The sequence below is a fragment of the Bacillus sp. 205(2023) genome, from assembly GCF_037027485.1.
GTDB classification, from domain to species: Bacteria; Bacillota; Bacilli; order Bacillales; family Bacillaceae; genus Bacillus; species Bacillus halotolerans.
This window is the reverse complement of sequence record NZ_JAXCHF010000006.1, coordinates 1-16,464: the sequence shown is the minus strand read 5'-3', so window position 1 is coordinate 16,464 and position 16,464 is coordinate 1. Positions and strand designations below refer to the sequence as shown.

General features: G+C 44.1%; 15 protein-coding genes, 1 rRNA gene and 2 riboswitches. Of the genes, 10 read left to right on the top strand and 6 right to left on the bottom strand.

Annotated features, from left to right (window positions below; all coding sequences use genetic code 11):
• Window positions 1-86: 86 nt before the first annotated feature.
• The 3 genes from WA325_RS14820 to WA325_RS14810 all read left to right on the top strand — a co-directional run bounded on the left by WA325_RS14820 (window position 87) and on the right by WA325_RS14810 (window position 3,018).
• The gene (locus tag WA325_RS14820) at window positions 87-1,649 is read left to right on the top strand and encodes an MFS transporter (protein WP_336183882.1); all 1,563 of its coding nucleotides are present in this window, start codon (window positions 87-89) and stop codon (window positions 1,647-1,649) included.
• Window positions 1,650-1,798: 149 nt separating this feature from the next.
• A complete protein-coding gene (locus WA325_RS14815; RefSeq protein WP_336183881.1) occupies window positions 1,799-2,647 on the top strand; it encodes a glucosaminidase domain-containing protein in 849 nt (282 codons plus the stop codon).
• A gap of 107 nt (window positions 2,648-2,754) precedes the next feature.
• Window positions 2,755-3,018 (top strand): YiaA/YiaB family inner membrane protein, encoded by a 264-nt coding sequence (locus WA325_RS14810; RefSeq protein WP_010331626.1) that lies wholly within the window; start codon window positions 2,755-2,757, stop codon window positions 3,016-3,018.
• A gap of 35 nt (window positions 3,019-3,053) precedes the next feature.
• On the opposite strand, the gene WA325_RS14805 is transcribed toward WA325_RS14810, so the two are convergent.
• The 4 genes from WA325_RS14805 to cudC all read right to left on the bottom strand — a co-directional run bounded on the left by WA325_RS14805 (window position 3,054) and on the right by cudC (window position 6,742).
• On the bottom strand, window positions 3,054-4,391 hold the full coding sequence (locus WA325_RS14805; RefSeq protein ID WP_105991675.1) for a TrkH family potassium uptake protein: 1,338 nt from the start codon (window positions 4,389-4,391) through the stop codon (window positions 3,054-3,056).
• A gap of 6 nt (window positions 4,392-4,397) precedes the next feature.
• Window positions 4,398-5,066, bottom strand: a complete 669-nt coding sequence (locus tag WA325_RS14800) for a potassium channel family protein (protein ID WP_105955443.1) — start codon at window positions 5,064-5,066, stop codon at window positions 4,398-4,400.
• Window positions 5,067-5,137: 71 nt separating this feature from the next.
• A riboswitch (cyclic di-AMP (ydaO/yuaA leader) is annotated at window positions 5,138-5,287 on the bottom strand.
• 158 nt (window positions 5,288-5,445) lie between these two features.
• Entirely contained in the window at window positions 5,446-5,991 is a 546-nt protein-coding gene (bslA, locus tag WA325_RS14795; RefSeq protein ID WP_101864219.1) for a biofilm surface layer hydrophobin BslA, read from the bottom strand.
• A gap of 208 nt (window positions 5,992-6,199) precedes the next feature.
• Entirely contained in the window at window positions 6,200-6,742 is a 543-nt protein-coding gene (gene cudC, locus WA325_RS14790; RefSeq protein ID WP_101864220.1) for a choline uptake/conversion transcriptional regulator CudC, read from the bottom strand.
• Window positions 6,743-6,942: 200 nt separating this feature from the next.
• On the opposite strand from cudC, the gene betB reads away from it, so the two are divergent.
• From betB to WA325_RS14775, 3 genes are all read left to right on the top strand, one after another.
• Window positions 6,943-8,415, top strand: coding sequence for a betaine-aldehyde dehydrogenase (betB, locus tag WA325_RS14785; protein ID WP_336183880.1), 1,473 nt, complete (start codon window positions 6,943-6,945; stop codon window positions 8,413-8,415).
• Between the two features lie 16 nt (window positions 8,416-8,431).
• A complete protein-coding gene (gene gbsB, locus WA325_RS14780) occupies window positions 8,432-9,640 on the top strand; it encodes a choline dehydrogenase (protein WP_024122615.1) in 1,209 nt (402 codons plus the stop codon).
• An 89-nt stretch (window positions 9,641-9,729) separates the two neighbouring features.
• On the top strand, window positions 9,730-10,308 hold the full coding sequence (locus WA325_RS14775; RefSeq protein WP_326326076.1) for an MOSC domain-containing protein: 579 nt from the start codon (window positions 9,730-9,732) through the stop codon (window positions 10,306-10,308).
• A gap of 5 nt (window positions 10,309-10,313) precedes the next feature.
• Here WA325_RS14775 and WA325_RS14770 read toward each other — a convergent pair whose 3' ends face one another.
• Entirely contained in the window at window positions 10,314-10,802 is a 489-nt protein-coding gene (locus WA325_RS14770) for a DinB family protein (RefSeq protein ID WP_336183879.1), read from the bottom strand.
• A gap of 167 nt (window positions 10,803-10,969) precedes the next feature.
• Here WA325_RS14770 and WA325_RS14765 point away from each other — a divergent pair, with 167 nt between their 5' ends.
• From WA325_RS14765 to WA325_RS14755, 3 genes are read left to right on the top strand one after another with little or no spacing between them, the layout of a single operon-like run.
• Window positions 10,970-11,494: an NfeD family protein gene (locus WA325_RS14765; RefSeq protein ID WP_202853319.1), complete on the top strand. Its 525-nt coding sequence runs from the start codon at window positions 10,970-10,972 to the stop codon at window positions 11,492-11,494.
• An 18-nt stretch (window positions 11,495-11,512) separates the two neighbouring features.
• Complete coding sequence (gene floT, locus WA325_RS14760) at window positions 11,513-13,042, top strand: flotillin lipid rafts scaffold protein FloT (protein WP_202853318.1); 1,530 nt, start codon at window positions 11,513-11,515, stop codon at window positions 13,040-13,042.
• A gap of 26 nt (window positions 13,043-13,068) precedes the next feature.
• Complete coding sequence (locus WA325_RS14755; protein WP_336183878.1) at window positions 13,069-13,593, top strand: GNAT family N-acetyltransferase; 525 nt, start codon at window positions 13,069-13,071, stop codon at window positions 13,591-13,593.
• A 40-nt stretch (window positions 13,594-13,633) separates the two neighbouring features.
• On the opposite strand, the gene thiT is transcribed toward WA325_RS14755, so the two are convergent.
• The gene (gene thiT / locus WA325_RS14750; protein ID WP_336183877.1) at window positions 13,634-14,212 is read right to left on the bottom strand and encodes an energy-coupled thiamine transporter ThiT; all 579 of its coding nucleotides are present in this window, start codon (window positions 14,210-14,212) and stop codon (window positions 13,634-13,636) included.
• A gap of 100 nt (window positions 14,213-14,312) precedes the next feature.
• Window positions 14,313-14,414, bottom strand: a riboswitch (TPP riboswitch).
• A gap of 472 nt (window positions 14,415-14,886) precedes the next feature.
• On the opposite strand from thiT, the gene WA325_RS14745 reads away from it, so the two are divergent.
• Window positions 14,887-16,436: ribosomal RNA gene (locus tag WA325_RS14745) — 16S ribosomal RNA — on the top strand.
• Window positions 16,437-16,464 lie beyond the last annotated feature (28 nt).

Here is a 16,464-nt window from a genome sequence, read left to right as displayed (position 1 = left end):
GCTAATGGCATGCAAAATCTATTAGCTTCTTTTGTTTTCAAAAAATGATGTGTTTCGTATGTATTCATATAGGAAGGAATGACAACATGAAGACAAAACACTATTGGGTGATTTCTTTGCTCGCTGTTTTAGCGGTCGGGCCGGGATTGATGTCTAACACGGCATTGTCGTCAGTTCAAGGCCTTGTTCAGAAGACGGTTGGAACAAGTGACTTCACATCAGTAAATCCAATATTGATCGGCAATATGGCCTTCGCTTTATTAGTTCCGGCAGGACCGCTGCTAAGGAAAAAATTCGGTGCCCGTCCGATCTATCTGGCTTCATTACCCGTTTTTATACTTGGCTCACTGCTCTTCGCATTTTCAAGCGATATTGCCTGGATGGCGGCAGGGCGCTTTTTACAGGGAGCGGCTACAGGTGTCATGCTGATGATTATGATTCCGATGCTTGTTCTGTCATTTCCGATTGACCGGCGGAATTACGCACTACTGGTGCTTATCGGCGGGTTCTATGGCTCTGTTATTATCGGTTCGATTTTAGGAACGATCGCGTTGAGCTACGGCCACTGGAGATGGCTGTTTTTTACCTTTGGCACACTGTCTTTGATCGGCATCGCAGTGAGTTATTTCTTTCTCTATGATGAGCATCATAGGGGATCAGAAAAGGAACAGTCATCACTCGACAGAGCAGGGATCATTTTATCTGTATGCGTGGCCGCAGCCTCAGCGTTTACATTCATTTTTCTGCAAAAATGGGGCTTTTCATCAGGTTATGTACGGGCTGGTTTTGGGGTTGCTTTATGTTTGCTCCTCATTCTGTTATTTGTAGAATATAAGGTAAAAAACCCTTTCATCTCTATTAAACAGATGCTGCTGCCTAAACCTGTGCTCGGTTTATTTATCATAGCGGCAGGAACGATTACGGTAGCTGTCAGTCTGGCAGCTTTTCAAGGCTTGCTTCGTCAAATGTATGATATATCCCGAGATCATCTCATTCTTTTAAACATGACTCTATTGATTGGAGTGGCCATCGCAGCTATTGCGAGTGCTCTGTTATATGATAAAGTCGGACCAGGGATGCTGGGGATTATAGGTTCTCTCATTCTCGTTTTTGTGAATGTTCAATGGCTTCATATGCAGTATCAATCGTCTCTCTATGTGTTTGCGGCGCTGTTCATCATGCTGGCAGCAGGAACCGGCCTGACGGTCGCAGCAGGACTAATGGGAGCCGCTATGGGCGGCCCGCTTCCTGATCTGGTCAAAAGAATGACAGCTGTTCAGTTTTTAAGATTGTTTGTCTATATGGGCGTGCCTATCCTGATCGGCTATTTCACGAAAAAGGATGCTGCCAGACAAAACGGATCGATGCAGGATGCTATGATGACTGCCTATCATGATCTGTTTTTGATTTCTTTTATCCTGAGCGTGCTGCTCGTTTGTTTATCGTTTTGTATGAACGCCACCGGAATGGGGCACAAACTGGCTCATAAGCCTCATGATAAAGGAAAACCTGCTCCGGAAAAACCGGCTGTTTCTGCACATGGACTGACAAAGGCTGCCGTAAAATCTCATAAAGTCATACATGATCAAGAATATCGTGATGCGCTCAGACATTTTAAACAGCACAGTCTTACAAAAATAGATACATGATCACTGCCTTTCCCTTGATGGGAAAGGCTTTTGTGTGTTCTCTCTCAAACTTTATCCCTAAAGAATTGAAAAATATTAGAAGTACAAGTAAAATTCTTAAAGGTAGATTCTTTTACACTCGTAATCTTTTAAATCGAAGGAAGGTTTTCATGGCCCGTAAAAAACTGAAAAAACGTAGACTCTTCATCTCTCTATTTTTCGTTGTATCGATTCCGCTAGCCTTGTTTGTTTTAGCGACAACTCTTTCAAAGCCAATTGAAACATCCAAAGAACCTGAAGAAATTGATGAACAGCAAGTATTTATTGACAGCCTTTCCGGACATGCTCAAATTTTATATGAAAAATATCATGTCCTTCCCAGCATAACGATAGCTCAGGCCATACTCGAATCTGACTGGGGAAACAGCGAGCTTGCCTCTAAAGCCAACAACCTGTTTGGCGTAAAAGGAAATTATAAAGGACATCACGTCACCATGGATACAGATGAATTTGAAAAAGGGGAAAGAAAAACGATTCGCGCGAAATTCCGCAAATACAGCACGTTTTTTGAATCAATGGATGATCACGCCAAATTATTTGTCCAAGGCACATCGTGGAATAAAAAGAAGTATAAGCCGGTGCTTGAAGCTGAGGATTATAAAGAAGCAGCAGGCGCTCTTCAAACATCAGGCTATGCCACAGACCCGGAATATGCTGACAAAATCAGCGCCATTGTGGAAAAGTACGATTTAGATAAATACGATGAGGTGAATCCATCTCTGAAATCTGTGGATTTAAAAGGCTCCATCAAAGACAGCGCCGTTCAAGATGTATGGTCTAAGCCCTCTACTGATGATCAATCCATTAAGCTGACCTCTGCGCAATCTTACGTTGGCAAGGATATAAAGGTTGTATCTAAAAAACAGAAAGGCCAGTCCGTATGGTACCAATTCCAAGTCAATAATAAACTGGTCGGCTGGATTGATGACTCAGCTGTTGAAATAAAGGAAGCAACCTGAGCCGTTTTTCCTGGTAATTTTATTTTTTTGTTCCATTCAGGGGAATTTGAGGTATAATATTCCACGGAAGTTATCACTTAATAACTATGCTTCAGGAGGGAACAAAGGTGCAGAAATATAGACGGAGAAACACGGTTGCCTTTACTGTATTAGCTTATTTCACTTTTTTTGCGGGAGTATTTTTGTTTTGTATCGGACTCTATAACGCTGATAATCTCGAACTCAATGAAAAAGGCTACTACATTGCAGTGATGATCCTTGTAGCGGTCGGCGCGATCCTTACACAAAAAGTGACGCGTGATAACGCAGAAGATAATGATATCATCGCGGAGCAGGAAAAAAGACAAAATCAATCTCATATTGAATCATAAAAAATCCGGCATGTAATATGCCGGATTTTTTTACATCACCCAGTAAACACCTCGCCGTCAGGGTAACGAATATTTGATTTTTCTGTTTTTGCAAATGAAAAAACAAACGTCAACGGACCGATTCTTCCGATGAACATAATCGCAATAATGATACATTTCCCCGCTGTTGTCAGTTCGGGAGTCAGCCCCATTGTCAGTCCGACCGTTCCGAAAGCGGAAAAGGTTTCAAAAACAATCTGAATAAAAGGCGCTTGTTCAGTAATGGTCAAGGCGAAAATCCCTATAAAGACGATGAACAAACTGATAACACTGACTGCTAAGGCCTTAATAATGATCGGATATTTTATGGTCCGGCGGAAAATAACCGTTTCTTTATGACCTCTTAAATAAGCGATGACAGACATCAAAATCACAAGAAAAGTAGTCAGCTTAATACCGCTCGCTGTTGAAGCGCTCCCCGCTCCGATAAACATCAACAGCAGGACAAATACAATGGTGCCTTCTCTCATGCTGCCAAAATCCACAGAGTTGAAGCCCGCGGTTCTCGGCGTCACTGCCTGAAAATACGAAGCCCACAGTTTATCTGGCAAATGCAAGGAACCAAGCGTGCCGGGGTTGCTGTACTCTAAAATAAAGATAATCAGCGTGGCAGCAATATTTAAAATGAACGTTCCCGCAAGCATCAGTTTCGTATGTAATGAAAAGGCTTTGAAACGCCGATTTTTCAGGATGTCAAAAAGCACTGTAAACCCGATGCCCCCTGTGATAAACAAGAAAGTAATGACAAGGTTGACTGCAGGATCACCGACGTAGCTCATTAAATTATCCGGCCATAAAGAAAAACCGGCATTGTTAAAAGCCGATATTGCATGAAACACACTGGCAAACAATCCGGATGCCCAGCCATACTGGGGCACAAGCCGGATGGATAAGATCAGGGCGGCGATCAATTCGATACTGATTGAAAATAGAAACAGGACTTTGACAAGGCCTATCACGCCGCCGATTGTCGGCTGGTTTAAGGCTTCCCGGACCAGCATTCGTTCTTTCAATCCGATTTTTTTTCCTAAAATCATGACGATCAGAACAGCAAATGTCATAAAGCCAAGCCCGCCGACTTGAATCAGACCCATGATGACAGTTTGCCCGAACACCGTAAATTCTGTCCCAGTGTCAACAACTGCAAGCCCGGTAACAGTTGTAGCAGAAGCCGCTGTAAAAAGGGCATCTATCCATGACAGCGGCTTCGCAGTAGAAATCGGGAGCTTTAACAAAAGAGAGCCAATAATAATAGTAAGAAAAAAACCAATCGCAAGCACTTGCGGGGGAGAAAAACGAACCCACTTGATTACAGTTTCCTTATGAAGTCCCACTTTTGTCTACATCCCTTCGTTTTCGAAGCGTTTAATATCCTTTTTGTGACCCATCATCACCAGGCAGTCTTGTTCGTAAATCACCTCTTCCGGTGCAGGAGAAAGGCGAACATCTCCATTATGTTTAATTGCCAGGATGGTACATCCGTACTTCGCTCTAACATTCAGATCATGAATGGATTTGGAATTCAGCTTTCGTGTTGCCAGCAGCTCAACAATGCTGTAATCATCAGATAAGTCGATATAATTCAAGACATTTTCATCAGAGAGACTTTGTGCGATTTTGACGCCCATATCCTTTTCCGGATGAATAATGCGGTCGGCGCCGATTTTTTCCAGAACCTTATGGTGATAATAATTTTGAGCTTTCACCCAAATATTTGGAATGTAAAGCTCTTTTAATAGCAAAGTGGTCAGTGTGCTCGCTTGAATATTAGCCCCTATAGCCACGACGACATATTCAAAATTACGAATTCCCAGTGAAAGCAATTCGTTTTCTTCAGTGGCATTGGCAATGACCGCATGGGTTGCGTAGGAAGCGAAGGCATTGACCTTTTCTTCGTTAATATCAATAGCAAGGACCTCATGGCCCATTCTGTGCAGCTCTTTGCAAATGCTTCCGCCGAACCGTCCAAGCCCGATTACTGCAAATTGCTTGTTTTTTATTCTTCCCAATGTTCAAGACTCCCTTAATAAAATTAGCGTTTTGAAGTAAAAAAGACCATTACAAAGAATGGTCAAAATAGACCTCCTCTCTGTATACGCCTACGAGGTTAGCTGTCGGATTAGGGATTCAGAGTACCCCTTCTTACTAAGTAAGATTCACCCCAAGGCCGTTTTGTGAAACAGCCAATCATTGGTTTCCCCGTTCGTGTTTGATTAAGCGGTAAAAGAGACTTTATGAAATTGAACACTCAAGAATTTACTCCTGTTTCTAGTGTTTGTCAATTTAAATTTAATACAAGTGAAAAGGTAACTGGAAATAGAGGGAAGAGGGAGAGGAAAAGGAGTTAAAATACGTAAAAAAGACCGGCGTTAAGCCGGTCCTCTGTGATTATTTACAGCCGCATGGCTGAGTCGGAGGTGTGCTGCGCTTAGCCACTTCGATGCTGGCTTCCGCGTAAAATTTATTTCCGATGCTCAGTGATTTGTTCTCTGCACGGAAAGTATATGTACCAGCGGCAGGAAGCGTTTTGTTATTCAGTTTTAACTTAAATTCACCAGCGCCTAATAAATCAAGAGCCAGAGGTACTCTTACTGTTTTACCGTTATTGAGGATCTGTGTTTCGCGCAATGCATTTCCGTTCATCGTATCTTTTGTATTTGCTGTAAATCCGCTTGGCAATGTAAATTCCATCACGCCAAGGCTGAGAAGCGTGTTTGGACGGTATGTCAATTCGATATCAGAGAAAGACCATTCTGTTTTGCTCGCTCCTTTAATTGTTGCAAACAATGAAGCTGTTGATTGGGCTCTCATCGTAGACTCAGTATGAGCAGAAGATGACTTAGATTCAGCTGCAAAAGAAGCTGAAGGTGCAGAAACGAGTAAACCGAGACTTAATACACTGATGGCCAAAGAAGATAATAACTTGCGTTTCATAACAAAAATTCCCCCTAATAAGTGATAAAGATTAAAGGCCTGCCTCTGCTTTCCACCTCCTCTTAAAAGGCCAAATACAAATTTTACCTACATAAAATTACCATCAAATAAAATGGAAGTAAATGGGGTGTTTTTCCCGTATTTTTCAAATTTGTAGTAAATATAGCGGAAAAACAAAAAAACGTCCGGTTTTCCAGACGTTTTTCGATTATTTTGTTTCAATTGGTATAAATTTAAAAATCTCTCCGCTCTGCACCGATTCAGCGAGACGTTTCAGCCAATCGTAGTAGGCTTTAGAACTTTCCAGCTGCTCGTATAAACGCTGCGCTTCATTCTTCGTTTCCTCATTGAGTTCTTCCTTATGCAATACCTCTTGTAAATCAGCCTGAGCCTCCTCAATTGCTGATACATTCACCTGAACTTCCCGTTCCCATTTTGGCGGAAAGAAATTTGTGAAAAATTTAAAGAAATCTTTTTCGGCTACAAATGTGTGCTTACGGATGCCTCGGTGAAATGTCTTTTTCACGACATTTAAATCCTGAAGCTTTTTGACACCTGTGCTCATGCTGGGCTTGCTCATTTGCAGCTCCTCCCGCATTTCGTCAAGCGTCATCTCGTCCCGCATGTACATCGTTCCATATAATATCCCGACACTTCGGGTAATTCCGTAAAGATCCATTGTTTCAGCAATGGAGTCAATAACAAGATCCCGTGCCTGTTCTATAGCTGCAAATTCTGGATTTTCATCCATACTGACCCTCTTTTCCTTTAGAAAATTAAATTTGTTAAGTCATTTCTTTATGTTCTTTATCTTAACGAAACCTAGAGAAAAGTCAAAACGAAAAATCATAATTAGGGCTTTGACAGTTTAAAAACCTTATGTTAGATTAAGGTTGTTAAAAACATTAAATTTTTATTTAACAAACTTTATTTTCGTCAAGGAGGACTTAGATGAGTCAAACATTATACATTGACGGTGAATGGATCAGTGCCGAAAAAGGGCAGGTCCGCAGTATTATTAATCCATTTAATCAAGAAGAAATTGCAACAGTTAGCGAGGGCGGGCGTGAGGATGCCGTTAAAGCAATCGCCGCTGCACGAAGAGCTTTTGACGCAGGAGAGTGGCCTTCTTTTTCAGGGCTTGAACGCGGAAAAATAGTTCTGAAAATTGCGGAATTAATCAGGCGCGATCTAGACGAGCTGGCTGAGCTCGAATCCCTTGATACAGGAAAAACGCTTGAGGAAAGCAAAGCCGATATGGACGATATTGCCAATGTTTTTCAGTATTATGCTGGTCTGGCAGATAAAGATGGAGGAGAGATCATCTCATCTCCAATCCCTGATTCAGAAAGCAAAATCATCAGAGAGCCAATAGGCGTATGCGGACAAATCACGCCGTGGAATTATCCGCTTCTGCAAGCGAGCTGGAAAATCGCCCCGGCTTTAGCGGCAGGCAATACAATTGTCATGAAGCCGAGTGAGATCACACCGCTGACGACAATGAAAGTCTTTAAGCTGATGGAGGAAGCCGGGGTTCCAAAAGGTGTCGCAAACCTTGTGTTGGGACCGGGCGCCACAGTGGGTGACGAGCTTGCTGTAAACAAAGACGTTGACTTGATTTCGTTTACAGGCGGAATTGAAACAGGCAAAAAAATCATGCGGGCGGCAAGCGGCAACGTTAAAAAAATTGCGCTTGAGCTTGGAGGGAAAAATCCAAATATCGTCTTCAAAGACGCAGACCTGGAAGTCGCGGTTGATCAGGCGCTAAACGCCGTATTTTTCCACGCCGGCCAAGTATGCTCCGCTGGGTCCCGACTGCTTGTAGAAGAAGATATTCATGACCGATTTTTAGCAGAGCTTGTCAAGCGGGCGAAACGCATTAAACTCGGAAACGGTTTTCACGAAGAGACAGAAAGCGGTCCGCTTATCTCCGCGGAGCATAGAGCAAAGGTTGAAAAATATGTAGAGATCGGACTGGAAGAAGGCGCAAAACTGGAGACTGGCGGCAAACGTCCGGAAGATCCAGCACTTCAAAACGGTTTTTTCTATGAACCTACCATTTTCTCAAACTGTAAATCTGACATGAGAATTGTTCAGGAAGAAGTATTTGGGCCAGTATTAACAGTCGAAACATTCAGTTCTGAAGAAGAAGTAATCTCACTGGCGAATGATACGATTTACGGATTGGCCGGAGCTGTATGGTCGAAAGATATTGAAAAGTGCGAACGTGTGGCAGCCCGTTTGAGAATGGGAACAGTTTGGATTAACGATTTCCATCCGTACTTTGCGCAGGCGCCATGGGGCGGCTATAAGCAATCCGGATTCGGACGGGAACTTGGAAAAATAGGGCTTGAAGAGTACACAGAAGTCAAACATGTCTATCGCAACACAAAACCGGCAGCGGTTAATTGGTTCAATTCATAAGAGGGGGAGATTGATTATGACATTAAATATGAAAGTAGAAAGCATGCACAAATTTCACACATTTGAAATTCCGACTGTGATTAAGCACGGAATTGGCGCCATCAACCATGTAGGAAAAGAAGTAGCTGGACTGGGTGTTTCAAAAGCATTGCTTGTTACAGACCCTGGAATTTATAAAGCCGGCGTCGCAGATCCTGTCATCGAGTCATTAAAAGGGGCAGGCATTGAAGTGGTGCTCTTTAATAAAGTTGAGCCAAACCCTCCTGTACGGCTTGTAAATGAAGGTTCTGAGCTTTACAAAAAAGAGAACTGCAACGGCTTGGTGGCAGTCGGAGGCGGAAGCTCCATGGATACAGCGAAGGCCATCGGGGTAGAAGCAACTCACGAGGGAAGCGTACTTGATTATGAAGCAGCCGAAGGAAAGAAACCGCTGGAGAACCGCATTCCTCCGCTTACGACAATTCCGACAACGGCTGGAACAGGCTCAGAGGTGACGCAATGGGCGGTTATTACAGATGAAGAAAGAGAATTCAAATTTAACACAGGCGGTCCGTTGATTGCTGCGCATTTGACTGTGATTGACCCAGAGCTTCACGTCTCAATGCCGCCGCACGTAACAGCAATGACGGGGATCGATGCTCTCGCTCACGCCATTGAGTGCTACACAATGAAATTTGCGCAGCCGATTACAGACGCAGTGGCGTTGATGGCGATTGAATATGCCGCTCACTACATTAAGAGAGCATTTGCTGACGGAGAAGATCTCGAAGCCAGATACGGAATGGCACAGGCTGCTATGCTTGCCGGTCTTTCTTACGGCAGTGAATCAGCGGGTGCTGCTCACGCCATGAGCCAAACACTCGGCGGTATCATCCCGGTCGCTCACGGTCAATGTGTAGCGGCAATGATGGGCCCTGTTATGGAATACAACTGGAAGGGCTATCCGGAGAAATTTGCCCGTATCGCAAAAGCGTTCGGCATTGATACAAGCAATATGACAACAGAAGAAGCTGCAAAAGCATCTGTCAACTGGATGTACGATCTTGTGAAAGAGTTAGAAGTACCGACTTTAGAAGAACAAGGGGTATCGCCGGACATGATCGAGCGCTTGTCAAAAGAAGCAATGAAAGATCCGCAAACCTTCGGAAATCCTAGAGATTTAAATGAGAAAGCATATAACTGGATCTACAAGCGCTGCTTTAATCTTACGCCAAAAACTGTATAATGCGATGATCCCGCTCCTTTACAGAGCGGGATTTTTTTGGATAATTGAACATAAGTGACAATCCTAGAGATGAAGGACGGTGCAAGCTTATGTGGAAACGCATGACCGCAAAAACGGAAGGCTTATATGTTGCAGATACAGATAGCTTTATAACAAAACAAATGGACAAGCTAGATTTTGATTATGGCGGCATTCCCGGTGACTTACATTTCGGCCTGACAAAAAAAGCTGGGGCCCGAGAGCCAATGTTTTCAAGAGGAACAGAAATTTTTAACCGCAGACAAATTTCAATTGTTTCAACAGAAGAATGTGACGAAATTGCTTTGAAAATGGGAGTACCGAGTATTTTTCCCGAATGGCTCGGTGCAAATGTTGCAATCAGCGGCATACCTGATTTCACAACATTAAAAGAAGGAAGCCGGCTTATATTTCCGAGCGGCGCCGCTTTACTGTGTGAGGGAGAAAATGATCCGTGTATCCAGCCGGGTGAAGTCATCCAGTCTTATTATCCGGACAAGCCAAAGCTTGCACCGGCTTTTGTCCGCCATGCGTTGGGGATAAGGGGCATTGTATGTATTGTCGAGAGACCCGGTGCCGTGTATGCAGGTGACGAAATAATCGTTCATTCATACCAGCGGAACATCAAACAAAAAGCAGAAAGAGTCTGAATAAATCAGACTCTTTCTATTTTCTCTTTTATTTCTTTGATCTGGCTGAGGTGGCGTTTTTCGTGATGGCCGATAAATTCGATCCATTGTCTGACGGTCAGCTCTTGAAACAAGGGATGCGGCAATACTCTCTCAAAATCTTCTTCTTTAAGAGAGGCAATAACAGCTGTCAGCTGCTCCCTTACAACATCAAGCTCCCGTTTCATTTGGCTGCCTGAAATAAAATCATGATCCGGTTCAAGATGGGCCGGCGCTTTCCGTTTATTGCTTCTATCCTGTGCGGCCGTAAGCAGTTTTTCCTCAATCTCCTTAACAGGCGCTTCCTTTACTCGTTCTTTCAGCATGTTTTGGGCGGTCATATCAATTTTCTTCAAATGATCAAGAACTTCCCGTATACTCCATTCATCAGAAGAAGGCTTCTGATTCAGCCTTTCATCGGAAAGTCCCTTTACTTCATTCCATGTTTCTAATCTGGCTTCATTAAAGATACTCATCATATCTCCTCCTGAAAAAACATTACCATATATAAGAGCATTTATCATTTATAAAGTGCTTCGTGGGGAGCATTTATCGAAAAATTTTGAAACCTTTTCCTCTGTATCTCGTATAAAAGGTAACGACGGCCGTCGGTTAAAGTAGCAGCTTAGAAAGGATGAGAAAATTGGAGTTATACGGTATTCCTGTCCAAACGATTTACCTTTACACCCTTATCATAGCCGGAAGCCTCACGCTGCTATTTTTATTTTTCGGAGATGTGTTTGAAGGGCTGTCCGAAGCTATTCCGTTTTTACACCCGACATTGGTGCTCTCATTTTTTACATTTTTCTCCGCATCTGGATATATAGGTGAAACAGTTTTCTCCCTCTCCAGCCTGATTATTGCTCTATTATCCTGTCTTCTTTCAGTGCTGCTGGTGATATTGCTCCATTTATTTGTGCTTGTCCCTTTATCATCGGCAGAAGAATCATTGACTTATCGGGAAGATGATCTTAGAGGAAGACTCGGAAAAGTCATAACCGCTGTTCCGGTTGATGGATTTGGAGAAGTACTGATTGAAGGGATGGGCGGTACGATTTCAAAATCAGCGATCAGCTTTGAAAATGAACAGATCAGTTACGGAACAGTCGTCTTAGTTGTGGATGTCAAAAACGGAGTTCTTTCAGTCACTCCGCATGAATCTTTATAAAACAAGGAGGAATGTCATATGACAATGCCGATTATCATCGTCATCGCAGTAGTATTCTTTTTACTCATCGCACTTATAGCGGTATTTATTACAAAATATCGTACGGCAGGGCCTGATGAAGCGTTAATTGTTACAGGAAGCTATCTTGGAAATAAAAATGTTCACGTTGATGAGGGAGGCAACCGCCTGAAGATTGTTCGCGGAGGAGGAACCTTTGTTCTTCCGGTTTTTCAGCAGGCTGAGCCGCTAAGTCTGTTATCAAGCAAACTCGATGTATCGACACCTGAAGTGTATACCGAGCAAGGTGTGCCTGTAATGGCAGACGGAACTGCAATTATTAAAATCGGCGGCTCTATTGGAGAAATCGCCACAGCAGCCGAACAATTTTTAGGAAAGTCAAAAGAAGACCGTGAGCAGGAGGCCCGTGAGGTACTGGAAGGCCACCTCCGTTCCATTCTCGGGTCTATGACAGTAGAAGAAATTTATAAAAACCGTGAAAAATTCTCTCAAGAAGTGCAGCGTGTCGCTTCACAGGATCTCGCGAAGATGGGTCTTGTGATTGTCTCCTTTACCATTAAAGATGTCCGTGATAAAAACGGCTATCTTGAATCACTAGGTAAACCGAGAATTGCGCAGGTAAAACGTGATGCTGACATTGCAACCGCAGAGGCCGATAAAGAAACAAGAATTAAGAGGGCGGAAGCCGATAAAGAAGCGAAAAAATCAGAGCTTGAACGAGCGACGGAAATTGCTGAAGCTGAAAAAATCAATCAGCTTAAAATGGCTGAATACCGGCGAGATCAAGATACAGCAAAAGCCAACGCTGACCAGGCATACGATTTGGAAACAGCCAAAGCACGCCAGCAGGTGACTGAGCAGGAAATGCAGGTCAAGATTATAGAACGCCAAAAACAAATTGAATTAGAAGAAAAAGAAATTCTCCGCCGTGAACGCCAGTATGATTCTGAAGTGAAGAAAAAAGCCGATGCAGACCGCTATTCAGTTGAGCAATCTGCCGCTGCTGAAAAAGCCAAACAGCTCGCCCAAGCCGATGCCAAGAAATACAGCATAGAAGCGATGGCGAAGGCTGAAGCTGAAAGGGTCAGAATTGACGGTCTTGCAAAAGCAGAAGCTGAAAAAGCAAAAGGTGAGACAGAGGCTGAGGTTATTCGCTTAAAAGGTCTTGCGGAAGCGGAAGCGCAAGAAAAAATTGCCGCTGCCTTTGAGCAGTACGGTCAGGCTGCAATTTTCGATATGATTGTCAAAATGCTTCCGGAATACGCGAAACAGGTATCAGCACCGCTTTCAAATATTGATAAGATCACCGTTGTTGATACAGGAGGAAACGGTGATTCAAGCGGCGCCAACAAAGTCACAAGCTATGCGACAAATTTAATGTCCAGTCTGCAAGAAAGCTTAAAAGCGTCTTCGGGAATCGACGTAAAAGAAATGATTGAGAACTTTTCAGGAAAAGGCAACATCAAACAGAGCATCAACGAACTGACACATGAATTAAAAGAAACAAAACCTGTTCAAAAATCTGAATAACCATTGCGGAAAGGATTAGAGAATGAATGGTGACTATAAGAGAAGCACGGCTAGATGATATAAAGGCCATCGCAAAGGTGCATGTTGACAGCTGGGTGACAACATACAGCGGCATTGTCTCTGCTGAATACTTAAATGGTTTGAACTACAAGGATTTTGAAGCCAAATGGAAAAGCCGTTCATTAAAGGGGGTTTTTGTGGCAGAAGATGAAAAAGGCTCGGTATTCGGCTTTGCATCTTTTGGTCCAATTCGTTCAGAGCAGAAAGGCTATGACGGAGAGTTGTATGCCATTTACCTTTTAGAAGAAAAACAGCGGCAAGGTGCAGGCAGAGCGCTTTTGACAAAGGGAACAGATTTTTTGCTTGATCATGGCTTTACGAGCATGTTTGTTTGGGTCGCAGAGGAGAATCCTTCGATTAAATTTTATCAGTCGTTTTCACCTGAAAGAGCAGCCGAGGATAGTTTTGAAATCGCAGGAGAAAGCATGAAAGAAATAGGATTCGGCTGGCCGGATCTTGCTTCATTAAAAAATCTGCTTAACGGAAGATAAAAAATAACCCCCAGCGGAACGGCCGCTGGGGGTTGTTAGATTAAGCTTTTTCAGTTTTCAGCAAGCGCGGAGCTGTTATGAACAATAAACAAAGGACAATCGCACAGATGATGAATGACGGAATCATATAAGTAGCATTATAAGTTAACGAGTAAATCCATACCGGTGTTCCTTTTGGTGCAAAGCTGCCGAAAAATACAGCCCCTGAAATCACGTGTGCAGCATAACGCAGAAAACTGCCGATAAAAACTGCGCAAATAATTGATACGATCAATTTCCCTTTTGCTCTTGATAAGGCGGATTTGCGGACAGCGGAAGCGAAAAAGCCGCTTATGCCAACAACGGCGAACGCTGCAATGTAATCAAGCAACAGCTGAACAGGGTGCTGAAGAAATAGATTTCCGATCGCAATTTGAACGAGACCTGTCAATAGACCGGTGGTAAGCCCCGCTTTAACTCCCCAGCGAAAAGAAATCAAAAAAATCGGAATCATCATGATGGATACCGACCCTCCTTGAGGCATACGGAAGAACATTCCGGAAACGATGTCTAAAATGACAGCAGCAGCAGTCATGATTGCAATTTCAATAAGACGTACCAGTTGTCTTGATTGAGCCATAAAAATCCCCTTCCATCGATAGACAATCCAAAAGGACAACAAAAAAGCAGCACGCGGAAGGATGAGGAAAGTTCCACGCACTGCTTTACAATCTGCAATTCATTTGACTTTGCCACATCCCTACGCCAGCGTTAACTAACAGGTTCAAAGGGTCAGAACGAAACCGCTCACTCTCAGCTTTTATGCTCCCCTTGTGGTCATCGGATATTTAGTTCGTTTCTACTATACAAGAAAAAGGTTAAAACAACAAGATGACATTGCCTGTAGTAAATGTTCTTTAATAGATAAATGTTTTATAAAGCATTACAAGTTAGATAGAATAAAGAAAGATTACAGTTTTATTGTTTTATAGATTTTTTTAAAAAACTATTGCAATAAATAATTATAGGTGTTATATTATTAAACGTCGCTGATGAACAGCAGACAAAACAAGAAGCTTCAAATAACTTTTAAAAAAGTTGTTGACAATCAAGAAGCTGAGTGTTATATTGGTAAAGCTGCTTCATTGGGAGCGGTGATGATCTTTGAAAACTAAACAAGACAAAACGTACCTGTTAATTCAAGTTTTATTATAAATCGCACAGCGATGTGCGTAGTCAGTCAAACTGAGGTCTGCACGATGCAGATCACGCAGATGTTACCACAGGATGTGGTGAACTTAATCTGCGATCCATTTATCGGAGAGTTTGATCCTGGCTCAGGACGAACGCTGGCGGCGTGCCTAATACATGCAAGTCGAGCGGACAGATGGGAGCTTGCTCCCTGATGTTAGCGGCGGACGGGTGAGTAACACGTGGGTAACCTGCCTGTAAGACTGGGATAACTCCGGGAAACCGGGGCTAATACCGGATGCTTGTTTGAACCGCATGGTTCAAACATAAAAGGTGGCTTCGGCTACCACTTACAGATGGACCCGCGGCGCATTAGCTAGTTGGTGAGGTAACGGCTCACCAAGGCAACGATGCGTAGCCGACCTGAGAGGGTGATCGGCCACACTGGGACTGAGACACGGCCCAGACTCCTACGGGAGGCAGCAGTAGGGAATCTTCCGCAATGGACGAAAGTCTGACGGAGCAACGCCGCGTGAGTGATGAAGGTTTTCGGATCGTAAAGCTCTGTTGTTAGGGAAGAACAAGTACCGTTCGAATAGGGCGGTACCTTGACGGTACCTAACCAGAAAGCCACGGCTAACTACGTGCCAGCAGCCGCGGTAATACGTAGGTGGCAAGCGTTGTCCGGAATTATTGGGCGTAAAGGGCTCGCAGGCGGTTCCTTAAGTCTGATGTGAAAGCCCCCGGCTCAACCGGGGAGGGTCATTGGAAACTGGGGAACTTGAGTGCAGAAGAGGAGAGTGGAATTCCACGTGTAGCGGTGAAATGCGTAGAGATGTGGAGGAACACCAGTGGCGAAGGCGACTCTCTGGTCTGTAACTGACGCTGAGGAGCGAAAGCGTGGGGAGCGAACAGGATTAGATACCCTGGTAGTCCACGCCGTAAACGATGAGTGCTAAGTGTTAGGGGGTTTCCGCCCCTTAGTGCTGCAGCTAACGCATTAAGCACTCCGCCTGGGGAGTACGGTCGCAAGACTGAAACTCAAAGGAATTGACGGGGGCCCGCACAAGCGGTGGAGCATGTGGTTTAATTCGAAGCAACGCGAAGAACCTTACCAGGTCTTGACATCCTCTGACAATCCTAGAGATAGGACGTCCCCTTCGGGGGCAGAGTGACAGGTGGTGCATGGTTGTCGTCAGCTCGTGTCGTGAGATGTTGGGTTAAGTCCCGCAACGAGCGCAACCCTTGATCTTAGTTGCCAGCATTCAGTTGGGCACTCTAAGGTGACTGCCGGTGACAAACCGGAGGAAGGTGGGGATGACGTCAAATCATCATGCCCCTTATGACCTGGGCTACACACGTGCTACAATGGACAGAACAAAGGGCAGCGAAACCGCGAGGTTAAGCCAATCCCACAAATCTGTTCTCAGTTCGGATCGCAGTCTGCAACTCGACTGCGTGAAGCTGGAATCGCTAGTAATCGCGGATCAGCATGCCGCGGTGAATACGTTCCCGGGCCTTGTACACACCGCCCGTCACACCACGAGAGTTTGTAACACCCGAAGTCGGTGAGGTAACCTTTATGGAGCCAGCCGCCGAAGGTGGGACAGATGATTGGGGTGAAGTCGTAACAAGGTAGCCGTATCGGAAGGTGCGGCTGGATCACCTCCTTTCTAAGGATATTTACGGAATATAAGACCT

Coding starts and splice junctions, on each gene's coding strand:
- WA325_RS14820 (WP_336183882.1), top strand. CDS start 87: ATGAAGACAAAACACTATTGGGTGATTTCTTTGCTCGCTGTTTTAGCG.
- WA325_RS14755 (WP_336183878.1), top strand. CDS start 13,069: ATGGTGACTATAAGAGAAGCACGGCTAGATGATATAAAGGCCATCGCA.
- WA325_RS14770 (WP_336183879.1), bottom strand. CDS start 10,802: ATGAGTATCTTTAATGAAGCCAGATTAGAAACATGGAATGAAGTAAAG.
- WA325_RS14775 (WP_326326076.1), top strand. CDS start 9,730: ATGTGGAAACGCATGACCGCAAAAACGGAAGGCTTATATGTTGCAGAT.
- thiT (WP_336183877.1), bottom strand. CDS start 14,212: ATGGCTCAATCAAGACAACTGGTACGTCTTATTGAAATTGCAATCATG.
- WA325_RS14815 (WP_336183881.1), top strand. CDS start 1,799: ATGGCCCGTAAAAAACTGAAAAAACGTAGACTCTTCATCTCTCTATTT.
- cudC (WP_101864220.1), bottom strand. CDS start 6,742: ATGGATGAAAATCCAGAATTTGCAGCTATAGAACAGGCACGGGATCTT.
- betB (WP_336183880.1), top strand. CDS start 6,943: ATGAGTCAAACATTATACATTGACGGTGAATGGATCAGTGCCGAAAAA.
- gbsB (WP_024122615.1), top strand. CDS start 8,432: ATGACATTAAATATGAAAGTAGAAAGCATGCACAAATTTCACACATTT.
- floT (WP_202853318.1), top strand. CDS start 11,513: ATGACAATGCCGATTATCATCGTCATCGCAGTAGTATTCTTTTTACTC.
- bslA (WP_101864219.1), bottom strand. CDS start 5,991: ATGAAACGCAAGTTATTATCTTCTTTGGCCATCAGTGTATTAAGTCTC.